The sequence below is a fragment of the Paenibacillus silagei genome (assembly GCF_017874735.1).
Lineage (GTDB): Bacteria > Bacillota > Bacilli > Paenibacillales > Paenibacillaceae > Paenibacillus_AQ > Paenibacillus_AQ silagei.
This window is the reverse complement of record NZ_JAGGLV010000027.1, coordinates 1-22304: the sequence shown is the minus strand read 5'-3', so window position 1 is coordinate 22304 and position 22304 is coordinate 1. Positions and strand designations below refer to the sequence as shown.

The 22304-nt window shown below is 53.4% G+C and carries 24 protein-coding genes; 16 read left to right on the top strand and 8 right to left on the bottom strand.

Annotated features, from left to right (window positions below):
- Positions 1-20: 20 nt before the first annotated feature.
- The gene (locus J2Z70_RS27685; protein WP_209878476.1) at positions 21-1769 is read right to left on the bottom strand and encodes an ABC transporter ATP-binding protein; all 1749 of its coding nucleotides are present in this window, start codon (positions 1767-1769) and stop codon (positions 21-23) included.
- Between the two features lie 525 nt (positions 1770-2294).
- Between J2Z70_RS27685 and J2Z70_RS27680 the strand changes: the two genes are divergently transcribed.
- Positions 2295-2597, top strand: a complete 303-nt coding sequence (locus J2Z70_RS27680; RefSeq protein WP_036724585.1) for a HesB/YadR/YfhF family protein — start codon at positions 2295-2297, stop codon at positions 2595-2597.
- Positions 2598-2821: 224 nt separating this feature from the next.
- Here the strand turns inward: J2Z70_RS27680 and J2Z70_RS27675 are convergent, their stop codons facing one another.
- On the bottom strand, positions 2822-3337 hold the full coding sequence (locus J2Z70_RS27675; protein WP_036724586.1) for a hypothetical protein: 516 nt from the start codon (positions 3335-3337) through the stop codon (positions 2822-2824).
- A 119-nt stretch (positions 3338-3456) separates the two neighbouring features.
- Between J2Z70_RS27675 and J2Z70_RS27670 the strand changes: the two genes are divergently transcribed.
- Positions 3457-5205 (top strand): ABC transporter ATP-binding protein, encoded by a 1749-nt coding sequence (locus J2Z70_RS27670; protein WP_339248944.1) that lies wholly within the window; start codon positions 3457-3459, stop codon positions 5203-5205.
- Between the two features lie 105 nt (positions 5206-5310).
- Here J2Z70_RS27670 and J2Z70_RS27665 read toward each other — a convergent pair whose 3' ends face one another.
- Both J2Z70_RS27665 and J2Z70_RS27660 read right to left on the bottom strand, forming a co-directional pair.
- Complete coding sequence (locus J2Z70_RS27665; RefSeq protein ID WP_036724588.1) at positions 5311-5754, bottom strand: DUF441 domain-containing protein; 444 nt, start codon at positions 5752-5754, stop codon at positions 5311-5313.
- A 21-nt stretch (positions 5755-5775) separates the two neighbouring features.
- Positions 5776-6762, bottom strand: coding sequence for a YpdA family putative bacillithiol disulfide reductase (locus tag J2Z70_RS27660; RefSeq protein ID WP_209878474.1), 987 nt, complete (start codon positions 6760-6762; stop codon positions 5776-5778).
- Between the two features lie 199 nt (positions 6763-6961).
- On the opposite strand from J2Z70_RS27660, the gene J2Z70_RS27655 reads away from it, so the two are divergent.
- The 3 genes from J2Z70_RS27655 to J2Z70_RS27645 all read left to right on the top strand — a co-directional run bounded on the left by J2Z70_RS27655 (position 6962) and on the right by J2Z70_RS27645 (position 8973).
- Positions 6962-7558, top strand: coding sequence for a DUF2087 domain-containing protein (locus J2Z70_RS27655; protein ID WP_036724591.1), 597 nt, complete (start codon positions 6962-6964; stop codon positions 7556-7558).
- A gap of 119 nt (positions 7559-7677) precedes the next feature.
- Positions 7678-8145 (top strand): DUF3939 domain-containing protein, encoded by a 468-nt coding sequence (locus J2Z70_RS27650; protein ID WP_036724592.1) that lies wholly within the window; start codon positions 7678-7680, stop codon positions 8143-8145.
- A gap of 156 nt (positions 8146-8301) precedes the next feature.
- Entirely contained in the window at positions 8302-8973 is a 672-nt protein-coding gene (locus J2Z70_RS27645) for an HAD family hydrolase (RefSeq protein WP_209878472.1), read from the top strand.
- Positions 8974-9075: 102 nt separating this feature from the next.
- Here J2Z70_RS27645 and J2Z70_RS27640 read toward each other — a convergent pair whose 3' ends face one another.
- Positions 9076-9336, bottom strand: a complete 261-nt coding sequence (locus tag J2Z70_RS27640) for a hypothetical protein (protein WP_209878470.1) — start codon at positions 9334-9336, stop codon at positions 9076-9078.
- Positions 9337-9509: 173 nt separating this feature from the next.
- On the opposite strand from J2Z70_RS27640, the gene rsgA reads away from it, so the two are divergent.
- The gene (rsgA, locus tag J2Z70_RS27635) at positions 9510-10601 is read left to right on the top strand and encodes a ribosome small subunit-dependent GTPase A (RefSeq protein ID WP_209878570.1); all 1092 of its coding nucleotides are present in this window, start codon (positions 9510-9512) and stop codon (positions 10599-10601) included.
- 479 nt (positions 10602-11080) lie between these two features.
- On the opposite strand, the gene J2Z70_RS27630 is transcribed toward rsgA, so the two are convergent.
- Positions 11081-11707 (bottom strand): FMN-dependent NADH-azoreductase, encoded by a 627-nt coding sequence (locus tag J2Z70_RS27630; RefSeq protein WP_036699056.1) that lies wholly within the window; start codon positions 11705-11707, stop codon positions 11081-11083.
- A 329-nt stretch (positions 11708-12036) separates the two neighbouring features.
- Here J2Z70_RS27630 and J2Z70_RS27625 point away from each other — a divergent pair, with 329 nt between their 5' ends.
- Positions 12037-12174: a hypothetical protein gene (locus J2Z70_RS27625; RefSeq protein WP_179090468.1), complete on the top strand. Its 138-nt coding sequence runs from the start codon at positions 12037-12039 to the stop codon at positions 12172-12174.
- Positions 12175-12301: 127 nt separating this feature from the next.
- Here the strand turns inward: J2Z70_RS27625 and J2Z70_RS27620 are convergent, their stop codons facing one another.
- Complete coding sequence (locus tag J2Z70_RS27620) at positions 12302-12541, bottom strand: hypothetical protein (protein ID WP_036699054.1); 240 nt, start codon at positions 12539-12541, stop codon at positions 12302-12304.
- A 183-nt stretch (positions 12542-12724) separates the two neighbouring features.
- Here J2Z70_RS27620 and J2Z70_RS27615 point away from each other — a divergent pair, with 183 nt between their 5' ends.
- From J2Z70_RS27615 to J2Z70_RS27580, 9 genes are all read left to right on the top strand, one after another.
- The gene (locus tag J2Z70_RS27615; protein WP_036724594.1) at positions 12725-13369 is read left to right on the top strand and encodes a hypothetical protein; all 645 of its coding nucleotides are present in this window, start codon (positions 12725-12727) and stop codon (positions 13367-13369) included.
- Positions 13370-13371: 2 nt separating this feature from the next.
- Positions 13372-13506: a hypothetical protein gene (locus tag J2Z70_RS33775; RefSeq protein ID WP_281068277.1), complete on the top strand. Its 135-nt coding sequence runs from the start codon at positions 13372-13374 to the stop codon at positions 13504-13506.
- Between the two features lie 91 nt (positions 13507-13597).
- Entirely contained in the window at positions 13598-14608 is a 1011-nt protein-coding gene (locus tag J2Z70_RS27610) for an ABC transporter substrate-binding protein (RefSeq protein ID WP_209878468.1), read from the top strand.
- Positions 14609-14622: 14 nt separating this feature from the next.
- Positions 14623-15402: an ABC transporter ATP-binding protein gene (locus J2Z70_RS27605; RefSeq protein ID WP_036724598.1), complete on the top strand. Its 780-nt coding sequence runs from the start codon at positions 14623-14625 to the stop codon at positions 15400-15402.
- 80 nt (positions 15403-15482) lie between these two features.
- Positions 15483-16235: an ABC transporter permease gene (locus tag J2Z70_RS27600; RefSeq protein WP_425355133.1), complete on the top strand. Its 753-nt coding sequence runs from the start codon at positions 15483-15485 to the stop codon at positions 16233-16235.
- Between the two features lie 95 nt (positions 16236-16330).
- Positions 16331-17320 carry an aromatic acid exporter family protein gene (locus J2Z70_RS27595; RefSeq protein WP_209878466.1) on the top strand — a complete coding sequence of 330 codons (990 nt, stop codon included), beginning with the start codon at positions 16331-16333 and terminating at the stop codon, positions 17318-17320.
- Between the two features lie 136 nt (positions 17321-17456).
- Positions 17457-18476, top strand: coding sequence for an HD-GYP domain-containing protein (locus J2Z70_RS27590; RefSeq protein WP_036699042.1), 1020 nt, complete (start codon positions 17457-17459; stop codon positions 18474-18476).
- A gap of 260 nt (positions 18477-18736) precedes the next feature.
- Entirely contained in the window at positions 18737-19294 is a 558-nt protein-coding gene (locus J2Z70_RS27585) for an outer spore coat protein CotE (RefSeq protein WP_036724604.1), read from the top strand.
- A gap of 492 nt (positions 19295-19786) precedes the next feature.
- A complete protein-coding gene (locus J2Z70_RS27580) occupies positions 19787-21550 on the top strand; it encodes a putative amidoligase domain-containing protein (protein ID WP_209878464.1) in 1764 nt (587 codons plus the stop codon).
- Positions 21551-22099: 549 nt separating this feature from the next.
- On the opposite strand, the gene J2Z70_RS27575 is transcribed toward J2Z70_RS27580, so the two are convergent.
- Positions 22100-22304: hypothetical protein (locus J2Z70_RS27575; RefSeq protein WP_209878462.1), on the bottom strand; the 205-nt coding region annotated here is incomplete at its 5' end.

Sequence of the window (22304 nt, the reverse complement as noted above, 5' to 3'; positions counted from 1 at the left end):
GTGACACCTCCTGTATGGGGTTATTCATTCGTCAGATTATTCTCGACCTGCTGGCGGTCAAACTGCTCACGGTACCAGCCGTTCAGCTCCAGCAGCTCCTGGTGTGTACCTTGTTCTGTAATATGCCCGTCTTCGAGGACAACGATCAGATCGGCATGCTCAATCGCCGAGAGGCGGTGGGTGGAGATGAGCGTGGTTTTGCCGCTGCGCTCCTCGCGGATGTTCTCGATGATCTTCGCTTCTGTCCGCGCGTCAACGGCAGACAGGGCATCATCGAGAATCAGAATGTCAGGATTCGAGATGAAGGCACGCGAGATTGAGACACGCTGCTTCTGTCCCCCCGATAGGGAGACGCCGCGTTCGCCAACCATTGTATCCAGCCCGTCGGATAAGGTACCAAGGTCATTCTGGAAGGCGGCGGCGGTAATCGCCTGCATGATCCGCTCATCGCTGGCCCCGGAGTATCCGAACTGGATATTCTCGCGCACCGATTTGGAGAAGAGGATCTGCTCCTGCGGCACATAGCCCATCCAGCTGTGAAGCTGGTCGAGGGCGATCTGGGTGATCGGCACACCGGAGATCAGAATCTCGCCTGTTCCCGCCGGGTATTCATGCAGCAGCTGCTTCAGCAGCGTCGATTTGCCGCTGCCGGTCCGTCCGACCACGCCAAGCGTCTGGCCTTGGGAGAGGGATAAGCTGACTCCGCTGAGATTATCGATGGTAGAGGTCGGATACCGGAAGGTTACATCTTTCAGCTCGATGGTGGTCGGCTGGGCTACGGGAACCGGATGAGGTACATCCTTAACATCAGGCTTCGCATTCAGCGTCTCGTCGATCCGCTCCAGTGAAGCGCCGCCGCGCTGCATGATATTAATCAGCTCGCCGATCGCGAACATCGGCCACACGATCATCCCGAGGTACATGTTGAACGACACCAGATCGCCCAGCGTAATCTGATTGCGGAATACGAGATAGATTCCGTAGGTCAGGGCGATGATATAGCTGAGACCCACGAACAAGCGGATCGTCGGCTCGAAGAAGGCATCGACCCGGGCGACCGCCATATTTTTGCGGTACACATCCTCTGTAATGTCAGAGAAGCGCTTCTCATCGTGCCGCTCCTGCACATAAGCGCGGATGACGCGAATACCCGATACGGATTCCAGTACCTGGTCGTTCATGTCACCGAAGGCATCCTGTGCCAGACTGTAACGGTCGTGGATCGCTTTGCCGTAGAACACCATGGCTACCGCAATCATCGGAAGCGGGATGACCGCGGCCAGTGTCAGCTTCCAGCTGACCAGGAACCCCATGGCGAACAGGACGACCGTGAGATATACGGTGGAGTCGACAAGAGTGAGCATCCCGAAGCCTACGGTTGCAGAGACGGCGCGGATATCGTTGGTGGCGCGGGCCATCAGATCGCCGGTGCGGTTACGCTCGAAGAAGGCGGGGGTCATCGTCATGAGATGATTCATGAACCGCGAGCGCAGCAGGCGCTCCACCAGATTCGATCCCCCGAACAGCTTGTGCATCCATATGTAGGTGATCCAGTAAATGATCAGCAGCATAAGTACGATCAGGCCAATGTATTTCATCAGTGAACCTGCGGTGATGGCGCCGGTGACGATTTCGTCAATGGCGTTGCCCAGCAGGCGTGGAGGCAGGAGTTCTAACACACCTACCACAATAAGAAGGATGAGGCCTATAGTATAGCGCCTTTTTTCCCGGCGGAAGAACCAGCCGAGATTTCGGAGTACGGAGAACAAGGTGAATCCCTTCCTTTCGTGCTTGAAGTAATTTCGAAGTTAGCTTGTTTAACGGAACATTTACGGACATTTCCCAGCGGATCATAACCTCATAGCACACGAAAAAGCGTACCATCCGAAAACGGATGATACGCCTCTAATTGCGGTTATCATGTCCACGGTGCTATAAGCAGCACAGAGACATGTGAGAGATAAGTTAAGCCTGTTCTCATACGTTACGCGTAATACGCATGAACCTCAGGAATTCTCCACTGCTCGGGCTGCTTCGGTATTCAGTTGGGTATAGTTTTCTACAATAGTGGCGAGGTATACCATATCCATATCCATATTCAACACCGAGATCACCCTTTCTTCATTTTGGTAATTACTTGAAGACGTTTCGTTATGTTCCGAGTTTATCATCACACTTTAAGAATTGTCAAACTTAATTTTGCGGCGCGGCAGGATATCTGGCAGGAGTGCTGCAGTAATTTGGTGAATTGAAGTTTTTTGGGTATGATTGGGGTAGAGGGGAGGAGTGGAGAGATGAACATATTAATTAGTCCGGAAGCAGCCGCCTGGTTCAAAAGAGAACTGAGCCTCCAGGAGGGCGCATATATCCGGTTGTTCCCCCGGTACAGCTCAGGCGGAGGCCTGCATCCCGGCTTCTCGCTGGGCATTGCTACCGAGCAGCCTGGACGTCCTGCTGTGCAGTTCGGGGAAGGCGGCTTGACCTTCTATATGGAGGAGCAGGATCTGTGGTATATGGAGGGGTACAATTTGTCGATTGTCTATTCTGAAGCAGAGGATGACATCGAATATAAGTATGAGCCTGTGCCGGTGGCATAAGGGAGAGCTGGAGCGAATGGCAGATCCCGGCACTGCCAGGGATGCGGAACAAGCCCTTGCCGTCAGGCAAGGGCTTGTTCCAAGATATAAAAATTTATAGGTTTCACACCATAACTTATCCTTCTATTTCTCGCTGAAACGGTACCGTCCTTTAAAAGACGGCCAGGCCGTCTCCACTTGTACGCACCAGGCCAACGAAGCTGCCCGCCGCTCAGGTGGCGCGATCAGTGCGAGCTGCGGAAGGTTTCTTCCTCCATGGCGAATTCGAAATCATCAATGTCATATACCTGAACGGGAACTCCGCCTTCGATGATGCGCTGGATCAGCTCGAACTGGTCGGTCAGAATCGGCACCTTCTCACGCTGGGACGCCAGCAGCAGCTCTGTCTCAATCGGATCGAACGCTTCGCCGTAGGAGGCATTGTCGATGCTGTTGATGATGGTAATCTGCGCGTGTCCGCCGAGGAGGATGCCGGAGCTTTTGGCCCAGGGGATATTCAGGCAGCGGTTGATCTTCTTGGCATTGAGCGGCTCCTCGAAATAGTTGATCAGCTCGCGGATTCTGAGTCTGACATGCTTGTCATCATCCGCCTGGCTCATCACCGGCTCATCGCTGTCCCGCAGCTCGTAAAGCTCCATAATTGTGGTATAAGGGACTATATATTCTACAGGGCTCCGCGGGATGAGAAGCTGGCCGTAAATCGCCATCATGACGGCTTCCGTCACAAATTGTCTGGGCATCATTATCCTCCTGAATTTCGGTACTGCAACCGTAACTGTTTAAAAATAATAAAACACTGCAGCGCGCAAATGTCAACTGCACCCTGATGAAGAATGAATTGGAAAGGACCTGACACGCTGTGAAACCTTGGAAATCTTATTATACCTTTGTTCGGCCGTATATGAAATGGATTGTGCTCACTCTGATCATCGGGATGGTCAAATTCAGCATTCCGCTGACGCTGCCGATGATTCTCAAATATGTAGTCGATGAGCTGCTGGGTAATCCGGCATTGACGATAGCGGAGCGGGTCTCGAAGCTGATGACGGTAATCGGCGGGGGCCTGATTCTGTTCGTGATTGTCCGCGGGCCGGTGGAGTATTACCGCCAGTATTTCGCCCAGCTGATTACGAGCAAGGTCCTCTTCGATATGCGCAATAAGCTCTACGGGCATCTGCAGCGGCTGTCGCTGCGTTATTACCAGAATACGAAGGTGGGCGAGGCCATCTCCCGGTTCATTAACGATGTGGAGCAGTCGAAGAACCTGGTTGAGGTCGGAATGATGAATGTCTGGCTGGATATGTTCACCCTGCTCTTCGCGCTGGGCTTCATGCTCTATCTGAATCCGGTGCTGACGCTGGTGGCGATTGCCATTTTGCCGCTATATGGGATTGCCGTCAATACGCTGTACAAGCGTCTCAAGGTGCTGACCAAAGACCGGTCGCAGGCACTTGCCGTCATTCAGGGCTATCTGCATGAACGGATTCAGGGGATTGCGGTCATCCGCAGCTTCACGATGGAGCGGGTGGACCAGCGGCAATTCGAGGAGATCAACGGCAAGTTCCTGCAAAAAGCGCTCGCGCAGACGCGTTGGAATGCCTTCACCTTCGCGATTATCAACACCCTGACCGATATTGCTCCGCTGCTTGTCATCGGATACGGGGGATACCAGGTCATCCAGGGCAATCTGACGCTCGGGACCTTCGTGGCCTTCTTCGGCTATCTGGACCGGATGTATGCGCCGCTGCGCCGCCTGATCAACTCCTCGACCGTGCTGACCCAGGCTTCGGCATCCCTTGAACGTGTGCTGGAGCTGCTGAATGAGCCGTATGATATTGTCGATGCTCCGGGCGCGAAGCCGCTGCTGAAGGCAGCCGGGAAGATCGAATTCAGCAACGTGTGGTTCAAGTATAGCGACGAGCACGAGTGGGTGCTGCGGGACATTAACCTGAGCATTGCTCCGGGCCAGACGGTGGCTTTTGTCGGAATGAGCGGGGGCGGCAAATCCTCGCTGATCAGCCTGATCCCGCGCTTTTACGATATCAGCGAAGGCAGTCTGCGCATGGATGGACACGATATCCGCGGGCTGACCCAGGAGAGTCTGCGGCAGACGGTGGGCATGGTGCTGCAGGATAATTTCCTGTTCAGCGGCTCGGTACGCGACAATATCCGGTTCGGGAACCCGGAAGCGGGGGAAGAGGAGGTGATGAAGGCGGCGGTGTCTGCGAATGCCCACGACTTCATCATGCAGCTGCCGGAAGGTTATGATACCGAAGTGGGGGAACGGGGTGTGAAGCTGTCCGGCGGACAGAAGCAGCGCGTGGCGATTGCACGGGTATTCCTGAAGGACCCCAAGGTGCTGATTCTGGACGAAGCGACCTCCGCGCTGGATCTGGAGTCTGAGCATCTCATCCAGCAGGCGCTGCAGTCCCTGGCATCTGAGCGGACGACGCTGATTGTGGCTCATCGGCTGTCTACGATTACCCATGCCGACCAGATTATCGTGCTGGAGAACGGGGAGATCACCGAACGCGGCACCCATGAAGAGCTGATGGGACTTGCGGGGAGCTACGCCCGGCTGTTCAACGTTCAGCGGCTGGATGCATAACGCGGCTATACTATTCTTAGTCCAATAAAAGAGGCTGCAAGTCCACCCGCATAGGTGGGCTTGCAGCCTGTTTCGTCTTGCCTTGGTCTTGCGGTGGATACCGGCTTACATCCGGCCAATCAACAGCGACAGGATGCCGGCGGCAATCAGCGGTCCCACGGGAACGCCTTTGAACAGAGCCACTCCAAGGACGGTTCCGATGAGAAGCCCGGCGACGATGGTCGGCTGGCTGCCCATGAGCATGGCTCCGCGTCCGCCCAGATAAGCGACCAGGACGCCAACTCCGATGGCGGCCAGGGATTTCCAGTGCAGGAACGACTGTCCGACGGTCTGGAGGGAGATCTTCCCGCTGGCCAGCGGCGTCATGACCCCGATGGTCAGGATGATAATGCCGACGGTCAGCCCGTATTTCTCCAGCCAGGGAAAAGCCTGCTGAAGTCCCAGCACACGGATCAGCAGCAGCACGACCATGGCGATGGTTATCGGTGAGTTACTGCTGATGACACCGAGCGCTGCCAGACCCAGCAGCAATAACGAGGTTATATCCATAGCTTGGATACACTCCTTCTCTTAAGTAAGCCTTGTACTCACAATATGATCGGCAATCAGCTTGCCGTGCCCACGCCCGCTTTCGATGAATACCTCGTTGGCATTCCGTCCGGAAGCGATAACCCCGGCGACATAGATGCCCGGTATATTACTCTCCATGGTAGCGGGGTTAAAGGCTGGTTTATCCATAGAGTCATCCATCTGCACCCCGGCAGAGGTGAGCAGGGCTCTGCTGGGACGGAAGCCGGTCATCGCCAGTACGAAGTCATTATCCAGCTCGGTAGGTTCCCCGTTCACAGAGGAGGTTACCAAGACAGAGGCCGGGGTGATCTCCGTGACGCGCGATTCCAGATGCAGCGTAATGCTACCCTTTTGCACCATGCTCTCGAAGATCGGACGCACCCAGGGCTTGATATTGTCCGAGATACTGCTTCCCCGGTAGACCATATCCACCTTGGCGCCTACCCGCAGCAGCTCCAGCGCAGCATCCACCGCTGAATTACTGCCCCCGATTACAGCCACCTTCATGCCGGAATAAGGATGTGCCTCGCCAAAATAATGCGTGACCTTCGACAGCTCCTCCCCGGGAATCCCTATCAGGTTAGGCTGGTCGAAGTAACCGGTAGAGATGACTACGTTCGCTGCGCTGCGCTGCTGCTCCTCGCCGCGCTTGTTGACCGTATGTACAACGAAGCTGCCATCCTCCTGCGGCAGAACGGACAGCGCTTCTTCATAAGCGGCAATCTCAAGCTGATGCTGCGCGGCCGCACGGCGGTAGTAGACCAGCGCCTCATGGCGGTAAGGCTTGTCATTCGGAGAGGTGAAGGGCACATCTCCAATCTCAAGCAGCGGGGTGGTGCTGAAGAACTGCATGTTGGTCGGATACAGGTAGATGGAATGGACAATGAAGTTCTTTTCCACAATCAGGCTGGAGAGCCCTTGGCGCTGGCATTCGATGGCTGCAGACAGTCCGCAGGGACCGGCGCCGATAATAATAACGTCTAGCATAATATCTATGTCCTCCTAAGGTAGTATTCTATTCAGTAAATGGTACATTATATTTTTGTTTTTTGCCATGGCCGGCGAATTCCGCAAATTGGGGATTGATCAGATGTCAAGATGGGTATATAATTAGATATATATCTAAAGTATGAAATGGCAGTTCCCCCAGACTGCCTGACGAATATCCGTAGGAGCGTGATCCCGCTTGCAGTTAGACAAAATTGTCGCCTATCACAAAGCTTTATCCGATCCCACCCGGCTGCGCATACTTCTGCTCTTGTCCCGGGGCGAGGTTCACGGTCACGCCTTAGCCGAGAAGCTGAATCTGTCACAGCCTACGGTGACCCATCATGCAGCCAAGCTGCGTGAAGCTGCTCTCATTCAGGAGCGCAGAGACAAGAACACTGTATATTTCAAGCTGAATCCCGAGTTTATCCAGTCAGGCTCTGAGGCCTCGCTGAAATTTATTTTTGCAAAGGGGGTGGAGGAGATGGAGGAAGAGTCGCCTGAACACAGTCTGAAGGAGTCGGTGCTCCGTAATTTTTTTGCCAAAGACGGACGGCTGCGCCAGATTCCCGCACAATACAAGAAAAAATTAATCGCGCTGCAATATATGGTGGAGAAGCTCGAACCGGGTGTGGTCTATTCGGAGAAAGAGATCAATGAGTTCATTAAGCCGTTCCACGATGATTATGCCACAATCCGCCGCGAGTTCATTATGCACCAATTCATGTACCGGGAGAATGATAAGTACGAGCTTAACCCGCCGGAGCTGTGGACTCACTGGGAAAATGTCAAATAATGATCTAATAAATGGGGATTTTTTATGACAAGTGCGAAACTGCTGATTAAATGTTCAAATAACGAATAAAATGGAATTGTAAGCGTTATCTGACATAACTTCGAAAGGAGACCTTCAGTATGATATTCAAACGTGCCAAAAAAAACTTGCAACCCGTTCATCCGACCGTTACCTTGCCGCAGATCAAGCAGGCTGTAAGGCAATTTGAAGAAGATATGCCCGCTCCCATTAACCGTACCGCTCTGATCCAGGAAGATAAGAGTATTGACCTGAACCGGCTCAAACGATATTTAGGCGGAGTCCCGCAGCAGAAATTCTATATGTCCAGCGAGACCTTTGAGATTTTTGAAGAATCTGACAAGCTGGTGCCGTACTACCTCGACATGGTTCAATCGGCGGTAGACAATTATATCAGTGACACCGGCAAGCTGCCGCTGCTCGAAGACGCCTGGCTCCCTGAGGTTCATTACCGGCTGTTGTCCACCGAGCGTTATCTGAAGGAGACACCGCCGTTCCCGCTCTACATTACCGACGAGGAAATGATGCTTACGCACCGGGCAGAACATTTTGAACATCTTGAATCCTGAAAGCTCTGCGATCCTGATTCCCCTATACAGGCCATTCTGACGAAGGAGAGGTTATCCTTCCGGGCGGAATGGTCTTTATTTTGCTCCCCGGAGCGTAGTACAATAAGCATCTGGTGTTTTGACTGCAGAAATGGAAGACAGAAGGGGAGCGTATACATGAGAGAGGTACAAGCGTTGCTGTTTGATCTGGATAACACCCTGATGGACCGTGATCAGACCTTCCGCAGCTTCAGTACGAAGTTTGTTCAGGATTTCCTGGGACATCTTAGCGAAGAGCAGGCCGCGGAGGTTGTAGAGGATATGATTATCAGGGATGCTGACGGATACCGGGATAAGGATGGGTTCTTCGCGGAGCTTAGCGAGGTTCTTCCTTGGGAGAAGGCATTGACCACTGCGGACATACGGGCCTATTATGACGAGACCTATATCCGTCACGGGGCGATGATGAAGCATGCGCTGGAGACACTGGAGTATTGCCGGGACCGGGGATATCCGCTGGGACTGGTCACGAACGGCGGCACAGATATTCAATATGGCAAAATCGATCTGCTCGGACTCCGCGGCTACTTCCGCACGATCGTCATTTCGGGTGAAGCCGGGATCAGCAAGCCTGATCCAGAGATCTACCGGTTAGCCCTGGAACGTCTGGGTTCCACGGCAGAACAGACTGTATTCATCGGCGATCATCCGGTGAATGATATCTGGGGGGCGGCGCAGAGCGGGATGGATACGATCTGGCTGAAGCGCAACCACCCTTGGGATGAATCACTGAACGTGAAGCCTCTCGCTGTCATTCAGGAGCTGGAGGAGCTCTGGGATATTATTTAAGCAAGTTAGGCCCACTGTTGACAAACGGTATCCGGGCCGTATATTATTACAGCATATTATTTCGGAAGGAGACGATGTCAAATGGCAGTTTATACTAGCGGTTCAGGATTGGTTGCTACTGTTGTGGATACGTGTCTTCCGGGAAATGCGGCTGTGGAGTAATAATTGATCCCAGCTTCGCAGGTAAGCTCTATGATGCCTTCTAGAGCCGCCGGGAACCGTATCGGTTCCGGCGGCTTTTTTGCGTGTGCAGGTCTGCTGCATCACGCCCGGATAGTGGATTCTGTTCTTCTTCTCGCGCAGAGGAGCAGACTCACTATCCTGGAATGACTCTGCCCGCAGCGGACGGTTTTTGCTGTACAACAGCAAAAGCCGGACCGCGGACGAGTCTGCCTCTGCCGCCGGAACCTTTGGGTTCCGGCGGTTTTTTGTGTGCGCATGTGGAGCCAATGCTGCCCGGAGATACATGGATTTGTGGTAAGCGGAGGTATGAGAACGATAATAACCCATTCAGGAGGAAATGCATGAATATCGATATCAAGCTTGAACAGTACGGCTGGAATGAAGAATGGAACAGAAAATGGACAGATAAGCTGCGGCTGCTGGACGACAGGGAGTATGCAGCGGGCCGGATTGCCGGAGATTTCGGCAGTAAATACAGGGTGATTACTGCAGCAGGTGAAATATGGGGTGAGCTGTCAGGCAAGTTCCGGCATTCGCTGAGCGGGTCCGGCGAGTATCCGGCGGTAGGGGACTGGGTGGTCCTGGCGATGCAGGATGGCGGAGCGCATGCGGTGATCCATGGTGTGCTTCCCCGTCACAGTGTCATCTCGCGCAAGGTGGCTGGCCCGACTCAGGAGGAGCAGATTGTGGCTTCCAACGTGGATACCTTATTCCTGGTCAGTGCACTGAATGATGATTTCAATGTACGGCGGATGGAGCGTTATCTGATTATGGCCTGGAACAGCGGGGCGAATCCCGTCATTTTATTGACCAAGGCAGATCTGTGCACCGATGCGGAGCTGAAAATGGCCGAAATGCAGCAGGCGGCTCCCGGTGTCCCGGTCCATGTGGTCAGCGCCTTACTGGGCGATGGTCGGGAGGAGCTCCAGCCCTACATCGGCAGCGGCCAGACGGTAGCTCTGACCGGTTCGTCCGGCTGCGGCAAATCGACAATGGTCAACTGGCTCAGCGGCCGGAATCTGCAGCTCACCCAGGATGTGCGGGAAGGGGACAGCCGCGGACGTCATACGACCACACACCGCGAGCTGTTCGTCCTCCCGGATGGCGGAATCATCGTCGATACGCCTGGAATGCGAGAGCTGCAATTATGGGAGGATGACGGCGGACTGGACCTGGCGTTCGGTGAGATCAGTACACTTGCGGCGGAATGCCGCTTCAGCGACTGTACTCATACACGGGAGGAAGGCTGCGCCGTGCTTGAGGCTGCCGCCAGCGGTGTGCTGGACGGGAAGCGGCTGCAGAATTACCACAAGACGCAAAAGGAGCTGCAATTCCAGAACAGCAAGGAAGCGAGACAGAAGCGCAAGACAGCCGCCGCTTCTGCCAAAAGCACCCCTCCCCGCGCCAAGGGCAACAGCTGGCAGCGGGTGCTGGACGAATATTGAGCGGCGATGAAATCCCAAGGCGTTGTAGAAGCATGGAAGCGAGCATGGGAATAGGGATGAAAGTTTGCATGACGGATTAAACTTGCTGGATGTTGAGCATTGTGTAAGCAGGAGCTACGCCACCCTGGAGAGTAGTTGGAAAAACGTAGCTTAATTTGATGACTCATGAGCATTTTGGGAAATTAGGTGGATAAACGTCACTTGTTACCCCGCTAATACCTCGATTGGGAAGAGTTGAAGCAGATTAAGTGCCTTTTTTCCAACTGCTATCTAGCTTAAGGCAACTTGTTCAATAGCAAGTGGAGAAAATCCACCTGCTTCAGCAGCTGTTATAGCAGTGGCACCTGGCCCTGTCCAAAAGTAGATGTTCTACTGAGGAGCCAAGTTCTCGGTTTTCTAAAAGCTTCAAACATTAAATAAAGAGCTGTCCCAAGTTTGGGACAGCCCCTTTTACGTATGCCGGTTTATATAATAGCAGATTAGAACGATGCTGCTGCTGTCTTAGCCAGTTGCAGACCGGAAGCGATAATGTCAGCGGATTTGTCCGGGTTCTGGTTGTGTCCTTCGATGATTACCTGTGTAGTTTCCTTGAAGCCCCAGAAGTTCAGGTTGCCCATGATGAAGTTAACGGCCATTTCAGCACTTGCTGCCGGGCCTTCGGAGTACACGCCGCCTCTGGCGTTAAGAACAGCTGCTTTTTTGCCAGTCAACAGTCCTACAGGACCTTCAGCAGTATACTTGAAGGTAGTTCCAGCCTGGTTCAGGTAGTCGATATAAGTGTGCAGTACAGCCGGAACGGTCATGTTCCAGAGCGGGAAGGCAAAGACTACTTTGTCAGCGGCCAAGAACTGGTCCAGATATTTCTTAACAAGTGCAGCGCCTGCTGCTTCTTCAGGAGTGGCTTCGAAGCCTTGAGCGGCTTTGTATACGCCAGTGATGAGTGTGTTATCGTAGTAAGGAAGCTGTTCAGCGAACAGGTCGAGTTCAGTAATCTGGTCCTGCGGATGAGTCTCCTTGTAGCTGGACAGGAATTCGTTGTAGAGCTGAACACTTACGGATTGCTCGGCAGGGCGGTTATTAGCTTTGATAAACAGTACATTCGACATTATGATTTCTCCTTAGATATCTATTTAATATTAACTATCGATAATATAGCATTTAATTTTTAGTTTGTAAATATCCGTCGGATAAAATTTTTATTCTGCCTATAGAAGCTGCTGTCCTTCGTCAAAGGTACCATATCTTCTATAACGGATTCTTAATTTGCCACTCAAAGGCCCATATCTAGTATGACTAATTTCGCAAGCGGTGGAGGCGCAGCCAGGGACAAGTTTAAGGAATCAGCGGCCCGGTTATATAGGTGATATAAGGAGAAGAGGAAATGATTCCCTCTCCAGATCACGGGACTAAGCCCCCATTTAAAGGAGCGATTGACATGTCCATCGACCGTTTCATCCTGAAGAAGCTGGACAGCTGTCACGAAGAGCATACCCGGCGTAACCTGGTGAAGTTGTTCAAATTGCGAATTAAAAAGGCGGAGAAAGAGGAGAACCGGAACCTCCGGATTGGCTGACTGATGGTATAATGTTGACTCCTAAGCCCCTGTAACCCATAGACTAAGCGCATCCCTCACTTGCGGGCATGTGCTTTTTTAAGTTGTTTAACTTTATATGTATACCGGCAAAAAAATATCCCTCTGTTTAATAGAGGGATAAGGCCAATGAATCATTTTCACTGTAACTGTGCAATATAGCTTCTGAGCCTTTAATTTCGATACTGATCAGGGAATTCAAACAGGTCTGCAGGGCGTTTTTGCCTTTTTGAATTTTGAGTTCAAGCGTACTGTTGAGCAGTCGAAGTACTTTTTGGGTCGGCTGTTTGTTTTCTGTTGTGAAATATACAGGGACAAGCTTGTTTTGAAAAGTGATGAGCATTCTCATTTTGAAAACCACCTCGCTAAAAGTATTTCATGGTATTGATCTTACCCTGTGTTTCTTAATTTTACCTTAAAATTAGCTTATGATAACATAAAGATTGCAAGTTTTATAGTTTTGCAGTTTTTTTGAAAGCCACTCATTTACATTAATACTTACATGTATGCTACAGAGGAAGGGATAAAGAATGTGAATAAGCAAGATTGTATCTGTCTGGCACAGTATCTGTTCCCGGGTGAGACCCGGCGTAGAGTGGTGGCAGAGCTCCTGCGCACAGCCTCCGGCTCCAAGCGGATCTGCAGAATGAAATTTAATGAGCGTGAATATGCGCAGGACGTATGCCTGCAAGTACATAAGGATAAGATCCTCCTGACAGGGTTAACGGAAGAGGAAGATTTCAGATGCGAGCTGAAAGAGCCGGCAGAGATGAAGCGCGCCTGCTATTACCTGTTCAACTGCTTCGAGCGTGCGCAGTCCCGGAAACCGTCCGCTCCTGCGGTATTCCTGTCCAGACGGAGTTATGAGGAGATTCATGAGAAGGCCGGAACATGGACGTTGTGTGTGCTGGCGGCTTCACTGGAAGCGGAGACAGGTGATCCTGACAGCTCCGCTGAATTGGCTAAAGTGCTTAAGAACCGGACAGCTTCCGGTGAACTGCGGTTATGTGCGAAGAATGGGGAAGGCTGGACCCTGCAGCAGATTTCTTACATTGAAGCTTCTTCGGGCGGATGGGTTCTGCGCAGCAGCAGTGAGCAGGATGACGGTTATATCATTGCGTTCCCGCTGACCCGGGCGGAGCTGTGTCATGCTTTTGGGGAATGGCTGCTCTATTAAGATTGTTCTTGCAAAATAACCCCGGCGGAAGCACCGCCCAATTCAGACGGGTCTGGCTCGCTGGTCCGGTACAGCGTGAATACGGCGCTGCGATCATTCATAGAGTGGGCGGGGTTGACGAACCGAATATAATGTAAGCGCTTTATATATTGTACTTTAACCTTTCTATAGACTCCCGCATATGCATAGAGCAAGGGCGAAAGACCCGGGAGGAAAGGAGTGGAGAGGATGAAAGGGTTCAAAAGACTGTCATTGCCGTTCTTGTTGATGCTTGTGCTCGGCTCTGTTCTTGCAGGCTGCGGCAGTAAAACCGGTGATGTCAAGGTGAAGATCGGCGAAGTTACCCGTTCCGTGTTCTATGCGCCTGAATATGTGGCCTTATCGCAGGGCTTTTTCAAGGATGAAGGGCTGGATGTGGAGCTGCAGACGATACCTGGCGGAGATAAAACCATGACGGCCCTGCTCTCAGGGGCAATCGATGTGGCGCTGGTCGGTTCGGAGACCTCTATTTACGTGTACCAGCAGGGGGCGGATGATCCTGTAATTAATTTTGCGCAGCTCACGCAGCGGGATGGAACCTTCTTGTTCGCGCGTACACCGGACAGCCATTTTACATGGGACAAAGTGAAGGGGTCGACCTTCCTTGGGCAAAGGCAAGGGGGCATGCCGCAGATGGCGGGCGCATTCACACTGCGCAGCAAGGGGATTGATGCGGGGAAGGATCTGACACTGATCCAGAACATTGATTTTGCCAATATTGCCGGTGCATTTGCTTCCGGGACTGGAGATTATGTGCAGCTGTTCGAGCCTCAGGCATCGATCTTCGAGAGTGAAGGCCGGGGTCAGGTGGTCGCTTCCTTCGGGGTAGAGAGCGGTTATCTGCCGTATACGGTATTCATGTCCAAGCAGAGCTACATTACTAAGAATCAGGACACGGTGCAGAAATTCACCAATGCGGTCCAGCGTGCCCAGTTATGGGTGAAGGCTCATAGTCCTGAGGAGATTGCTGACGCGGTAATGCCGTATTTTGACAAGATTGACCGGGGCATTGTGGTCTCTGCCATCAGCCGTTATAAGGAACAGGATACCTATGCGGTGAATCCGGTGATCGATGAGAAGGAATGGAATAATCTGCTGGATGTCATTGACCATGCCGGTGAGCTGAAGGAACGGATTCCAGCCGCTAAGATTGTTAATAACAGCTTTGCAGAGCGGGCAGAGAGCACCATTAAGGAGTGAGGAGGCCGACCACTATGCTTCCAGTAGTCGAGTTGAAGGAAGTCACGCACGCCTACCTGGGAGACCGCGAGGCTTCGCTTGCTATAGAGGATCTGAATCTCAGCGTCAGCCAAGGCGAGTTCGTCAGCCTGGTCGGACCGAGCGGCTGCGGCAAAACGACGATTCTGTCGATCATCGCCGGGCTGCTGCAGCCTTCACGCGGTGAGGTGCTGCTCAGCGGACGTAAGACCGCGGGACCTTCGCCGGAGGTCGGCTATATGCTCCAGCAGGACTATCTCTTCCCCTGGAGGACGATTGAGGATAACGCGCTGCTCGGGCTGGAGCTGACCGGAAGGCTCACCGGAAGCTCGCGTGCCAAATCGCTGCAGCTTCTGGCCGATATGGGGCTGGAGGGCAAGGAGCAGGCTTATCCGGCACAGCTCTCGGGAGGGATGCGCCAGCGTGTCGCTTTGGTGCGGACACTGGCTACCGACCCCGGTCTGCTGCTGCTCGATGAGCCGTTCTCGGCGCTGGACTACCAGATTAAGCTGCAGCTGGAGGATCTGGTCTCGGAGACGCTGATGCGCCGGGGAACCACGGCGATCCTGGTTACGCATGACCTGTCTGAAGCGATTGCGGTCAGCAGCCGGGTCATTCTGCTCCAGCCGAATCCGGGCAGAATCCGCAGGATTTTTGAGATTCCGGAAGCGATTCGCCGCACCCCGCCGCTGTATGCGCGGGACCTACCGGGCTTCGCGGAGCTTTTTCACGAGGTATGGAAGGAAATGGAGCTGGCAGGGAGGGAAGAAATGTGAATACAGAAGCGCAGCCCCGTGAGACGGCCTCCCGTGCGCAGTGGCTGGAACAGAAGCATGCGGATTACAGGAAGAAGAAGCTGCGCCGCAAGAGTCAGGTGCTTATGGTCCGGAGCAGCCTGCTGCTGGTGTTCTTCGTGCTCTGGGAAGCCGGGGCCAGAATGGGCTGGATCGATGAGCTGTTGTTCAGCTATCCGACGAAGGTGTTCGGGCAGATCTGGGACGACATGGTCAGCGGGAGTCTGTGGCCGCATTTGGGAATGACCGTGGGCGAGACCGCAGTGGGCTTCATTCTGGGTACCCTAATCGGGACGCTGCTGGCTGTCGTCATCTGGTGGTCACCTTTTCTGTCCGCCGTGCTGGACCCTTATATGGTCGTATTCAACAGTATGCCGAAGGTGGCGCTGGGCCCGATCTTCATTGTCATGTTCGGGGCAGGCTTCACCGCCATTGTCATTACCACCTTATCGATTACCGTGATTATCACGACTCTGGTAGTGTACAACAGCTTTTGCAGCGTGGACCCGAATCTGGTCAAGGTGGTCCGCTCCTTCGGCGCCTCCAAAAGCCAGGAGTTCTGCAAAGTCATTCTTCCGGCTTCATTCCCGGCGGTGGTCTCCACCCTTAAGGTGAATGTCGGCATGTCCTGGGTCGGGGTTATTGTCGGTGAATTTCTGGTTGCGAAATCGGGGCTGGGGTATCTGATCATCTACGGCTTTCAGGTGTTCAACTTCACCCTGGTCATGTCGAGTCTGCTCATTATTGCGGCTGTGGCTACGGCTATGTACCAGCTGGTGGTGTATGTGGAGAAGCTGCTGCTGTCGAGACGGTAAGAACGATGTCATATTGTGTCTCTTGGCAAAATCTTGTACCATGACTATATCTTTATTTGAATGATGAAGCTTAACGGTGTAGGAGAGATATTCACATGGGATTTCGTATTATTAAAACGGCGGCTGCAACTTTGCTGTCTATTCTGCTGGCAGCCGCCGCTGGTATCCCTAATGCGCAAAGCGCGGGACTGCTGGCCATTCTCGGGGTGGAAACGACCCGCAAAAGGAGTCTACGCACGATTTCGGCGCGCTTCTTCGCCTCATTGGTGGGACTCTTTTTGGGCTGTATTCTATTCTTCGCCCTGGGCTTTCATTATTGGGTACTAGGACTGTATGTATTGTTCGGCTTCCCGCTGATCGTCAAAGCCGGCTTCAAGGAAGGGATCGTCACCAGCTCGGTAATTGTGTTCCGCGTGTTTGGACAAGCTGATATTACGGTTCATATCCTGCTGCAGCAGGTGGAGCTGCTGATTATCGGCCTCGGCTCGGCTGGCCTTGTGAACTTCATCTATATGCCGCAGACCGGCGGGATTATTGCGGGTATCCGCAAAGAGGTGGACGGCTACTTCTCGGTCATCTTCCGGCAGATGGCCAGAACGCTCCGTGATCCCGGTTATATCTGGGACGGAAAAGAGCTGATCGGGGCAGGGGAGGCTGTACAGAAGGGGCTCAGCGCGGCATCCAGGGAAATGGAGAATCATGTGATCCACCCGGATGAAGCCTGGAATGTATACTTCTATATGCGCAAGGAGCAGCTGGAGTCCATCCAGAATATGATGCAGCTGCTCTCACAGGTGTACCGGCAGCTGCCTCACGGAGATATGGTGGCCGAGCTGTTCGACCAGCTTAGCGGCGATGTGCTGGCTGAGGAATATACCGGCCGGACCGAGCGGCTGCTGGAGGAGCTGCAGCAGGAGTTCCAGGAGATGGAGCTGCCGGATTCGCGTGAGGAATTCGAGATCCGCTCTGCAATTCTGCAATTGTGCCGCGAGCTTGCGCTGTATCTTAAGATTGCCAAGCGCTATAAGAGCCCGGTGGAGCTGCGTCCGGCGAAGGACAAACAGCCTGCGAAAGGCAAAGCATAAGCAAATCCATGTAATTTAGGTGTCAGGTATTCACATTCCGGTGTAAAATAACGATAAGAAACATAAGCGCCCAAAGTGAGCTTGTCTCTTAAGTGATGTCCAAAACCCAAGAATCTTGGTCTGGCAGGTGAGGAATATGAATAACAGCAATGATCAATATATCGGCAAACAGCTGGTAGCGAACCTTTTTAATCATAGCGGTGTATTTGTCTTGCCGGCTTTGACCCTGCTCACCGGAGAGCATATCCGCCTGATTACGCAGCACAAGATCGTTCTGGAGCCGCAGGATGTGGTCCAGGTCGACAGCGCTGCATTCTATCAGCTGGCTGTGGATGATTGTACGGCGGCGATGGAGAGTATTTTTGAGCAGCTGCGCTATACGAAGACGAAGCGTCTGCCGATGATTGAGCTCAGGAATGAAGTGATCCCGTTCATCCAGCAGGTGAGCGAGAAGAATGATTTCTTTGGAATATTGTCTGCGCTGCAGACTAAGGATGACTATACATACAGGCATAATGTGGCGGTGGGCATCATCTCTACGCTGCTTGGCAAATGGCTGAAGCTGAAGCCGGACGAGCTGAGCATGCTGACGATTGCTGCGACGCTTCATGATATCGGCAAAATTATGATCCCGGCCGAGATCCTTACTAAGCCGGGTCCGCTGAGTGAGGATGAATATGCCCTGATGAAAAAGCACACCACCTATGGCTATGAGATGATCCGCGATACGGTGGGCACCAATCATATGCAGGCGCTTGTGGCGCTGCAGCACCATGAACGTATGGACGGAAGCGGCTACCCCTTCGGCGTGCTGGGCCACCGGATTACGGATTTCAGCAAAATCGTGGCGGTGGCGGATATTTTCCACGCGATGACTTCAGACCGGTTCTATCGAACAGCCGCGCCGCTGTATGAGGTGCTTAAGCAGATGGACGAGAACGTCTACGGCAAGCTGGACCCGTATATCTGCAGTGTGTTCATTAATAAGCTAATGCAGTCGATGATCGGCAATGAGGTGCTCCTGACGGACGGGCAGATCGGCAAAATCATTATGATTCTGGCCCACGACCCGCTGCGTCCGCTGGTGAACATCGGTGAGGACTTCATCGATCTCAGCCGCCACCGGCAGCTTGGCATCGTACGTGTACTTTCCTAGCAGGGGGCCTCTGCCCTTCCCGGCTTAAAATGTTGGCACAACAAAAAGTAGCGGTTTTCCCGGTTTGGGGGAGCCGCTACTTTTGTTTTTTTTCGCTTCAGGAGACTCATAATGGACTAAATCCGGCAATAAAATGAAGCAAAGGGCTTCAGTTACGGCATCTGAGGGCTTACCCAAATTTATTTCTACTCTAACAATCAACAAATGCCCAGAACGTGCATACACTTGATAGTGAATGATTGTATGGAGGAGGTTCAAAGATGTCATTAAGCCATAAACGTCAAACAAGGGAGATCATTACGAAGGCAATTTGCGGCAAAGGTCGTAAGTTCTCTACAGCAACCCATACCGTGACTCCGCCACATCATCCGACTAGTATTCTGGGGGCTTGGATCATTAACCACCAGTACGAAGCGGTTGCCGCCGGGAACGGAATCGAAGTAATCGGTACCTATGATGTGAACATCTGGTATTCGTACGACAAAAACAAGCAGACCGAGGTTGCCAAGGAAACGGTCTCCTATGTGGAGCTTATTCCATTGTCGTACCTCGACCCGAGACACCGTGCTTCCACGGCACAGGTCTCTGCGGAGGCAACGCAGGAACCCAATTGTGTGGAAGCCGGGGTATCGCCGGGCGGAGGCAGTGTGACACTGCGGGTGGAACGCGAGTTCGATGCGGAACTGGTGGCTGAGACCAAGCTCCGCGTGTTTGTCAGTGATCAGGCCGATGATCTGGAAGACAAGGATTATGATTTTGAAGGCGAGAATTATGATTACGATGATTTGGACCCTGACGCCCTGGATGATGAGTTGTAGGAAGGTGTGCGCCGCTGCCTGAAGTACTGTGTGGGTTATGATCCATTATATGATGAGAGGGCAGCGGCGTAGAGGGCGAATGCCCTCTTTTTTTTAAAATATAAAAATATTTTTTGAATGGTAAGGATGTAGGCTTCATGCTGTTGAGTATCCTTCAAGGCGAAATGAAGCGGAGGGGGATGCTGGAGCTGGAGAAGCGTCATTCATCAGGAATATTAAACAGGGCAGCGTTCGAATGTTCAAGTATACACCGCAGCAGAGAGCAAGCTTTGAGTTCAATTTTTATGCGGGTCTAATATGTTTTTTTTATTTTAACCTTGGTTTTCACACAGGATGATAGCGTCTCAATAAGGGGCGGTTTGTGCTATTTTGCTAAGATGATTTGGGGGTCAGGTTTCCTCAGCGGCTTATGCTCAAAGGGTATCGTCTGATTCAGGACGGTGCGCGAGGGGATACGCCCTGAGGAATTTCGTATGGGCGGAGGCATTAGACATGAATGAAGGGCTGAACGTATTCCGGCAGCTTGCGCCGGAGCAGATCGAACGCAGGCTCCGGCGCTGCGGGATTGAGGCTGACTCCATTTCTATAGGCAGAGGGTCGCGGCGGCAAGATACAAGAGACACCCAAAACCACTCGGATGGACAAGACCCCGCAAGCTACAGACAGCATTACCGCGTGCTTATTTTCAATCTGGCCGTGCTGGACTGCCAGCCGCTTGGAGCGGGGGCGGCTATGGGCGGGGGGCTTGGGGCTGGATGGTTGGCTGGGGATGGGAGTGGCGGGGGAAGAGTTGGAGGGCAAGGGGAGAATGAGAGTGGTGGGGTAGGAGTTGGAGGGCAAGGCGGGAATGGGAGAGGTGGCGAAGGAGCTGGAAGGCAAGAGGAGTATGGGAGTGGTGGGGTTGGTGTTGGAGGGCAAGAGGAGTATGGGAATAGTGGGGTAGGATTTGGAGTGCAAGAGGAGTATGGGAGAAGTGGCGAAGGAGTTGGAGGGCAAGAGGAGTATGGGAGAGGTCGGGGAGGCGTTGGAAGACAAGGCGGGAATGAGAGAGAAGGAGAAGGAGCTGGGGAGCAAGAAGGGTATGAGCGTGGAGGGCCAGGAGTTGAGGAGCGAGAGGAGTATGGGAATGGTAGGGCAGGAGTTGGAAGGCAGGGTGAGTATCGGAGTGGTGGGGATGAGTTTGGGAGTTTAGGTGGTGGAGGAAGGGAGCAGCGGGGGGTTGCGGGGGTTCTGCGGACCACTGCGGTGCGGGCGTTGTATAGTCTGGGACTGGACAGCGGCGAGGTGGAGCTGCGGGCCATGGGCGGGCGGCGGTACATGGTGACAGGCATCACTCCGGTGCTGCCTGATCCCGCAGGAGCGCTGCCTGAGCCTTACCGGTCAGCATCCGCAGCGCTTGCGCGGATGCTTGACGGTGAGCAGCCGGGCCGGCCGGGGCTGCTCATGGGCATGGACCCGGAGTTCCTGCTGCTCCGGGAATCCTCTGGCCGCGTCGTGCCGGCGTCGCGGTACCTGCCCATGGACGGCGTCGCGGGCTGTGACGCCGGACCCCCGGGAACGCGCGGCGTGTTCCCGGTGGCGGAGCTGCGCCCCGCGCCGCGCGGAGAACCGCGCGCGCTGCTGGCGCAGCTGATGTCCGCCGCACGCGAGGCGGACCGGCTCATTGCCGACCGCTCGCTCTGCTGGCGGGCGGGAGGTATGCCGCTGCGGGGCTGGGCCCTCGGCGGCCACCTGCACTTCAGCGGCGTCACGCTGTGTGCGCCGCTCCTGCGCGCGCTAGATAACTATCTGGCGCTGCCCTTGTTCCTGCTGGAGGACATCCGGGCTGCGGCCCGGCGTCCCCGCTATGGCGTACTCGGCGATTTCCGCCCTCAGCCGCATGGCGGCTTCGAGTACCGGACCCTGCCGAGCTTCCTGGTCTCCCCGGTCATCGCCAAAGGCGCGGTCTGTCTGGCTCACCTGATCGTGAGCCATTATGAAGACCTGCCGCTGCGCCCGCTCGACCGGGAAGACCTGCATGCCGCCTTCTACAGCGGCGGCAAATCTCCTCTGCGCACAGCCTGGCCTCCCCTGGAGGCGCAGCTGCGCGCACTGGGCGGCTACGCAGCCGCCGCCCGGTGGATTGATCCGCTGCTGCGCGCCATAGCGGAGCAGCAAAGCTGGGATGAGTCGCGGGATATCCGCGGCTCCTGGGTACGGAGCGCCCCGCCGGACTCCGGGGCGCTGCCTTCCGGGCGGGCGGATGCATATCAATAGAGCGCGCCGCCCGTCAAATCCCGATAGCCGCCAGTTACAGCTTTTCTGCACCGCTAGGTGTGGGAAGCTCTAACTATGGCGGCTATATTTTTAAACAAACAATCGTACTCAAATACTCTAATTTACTCTAAATTAATCTGAATTACTCCAAGTACTCTAAAATACTCTGAATACTTAAGTTACTTAACCAATCATCCTCTTTAATTGTGCGCTCATTCATAAAATTTCGTTCGAAGCGAGCATTCAGCGATAGGGCATTGCGATAGGTGTACTCTGTACAACTATACATACTTCTAAAGAGGCTTTTTCCCTTCTAAGTGTAGTCTGTACAACTAAATTTGCCCGAATCGCGAGAACCCGGCTTCAGATGGATTTTTAAATGTATAAACTACAACTAAACGGATAATCGGTGGAATATCGGACGATTTAGTTGTATGAATTACAATTAAGCTTAACGCCCAATACAATTTACTATTCTAATCACGCTATCGCAACTACATGGGTCTGGTGAAGTAATTAACGAAGTGATTATCATAGCAATTGCATTTACTACAGCAGAATCGCCGTTTGCCAGCGCAGAGATTCATTCGGATGTAGTTCGTACATTAGATTTCCGGGATTTGGTCCGAAAACTCTCCTTTTAAGGATTTCTACTGTACAAAGTGGAGCGACCGAGCCTAGGTTGAGTAACTTAGCAGGTGGAACCCCTGCTTGGAAAGGCGAAAGCCACGCCACCAATAGCGAGTCTTGGAGC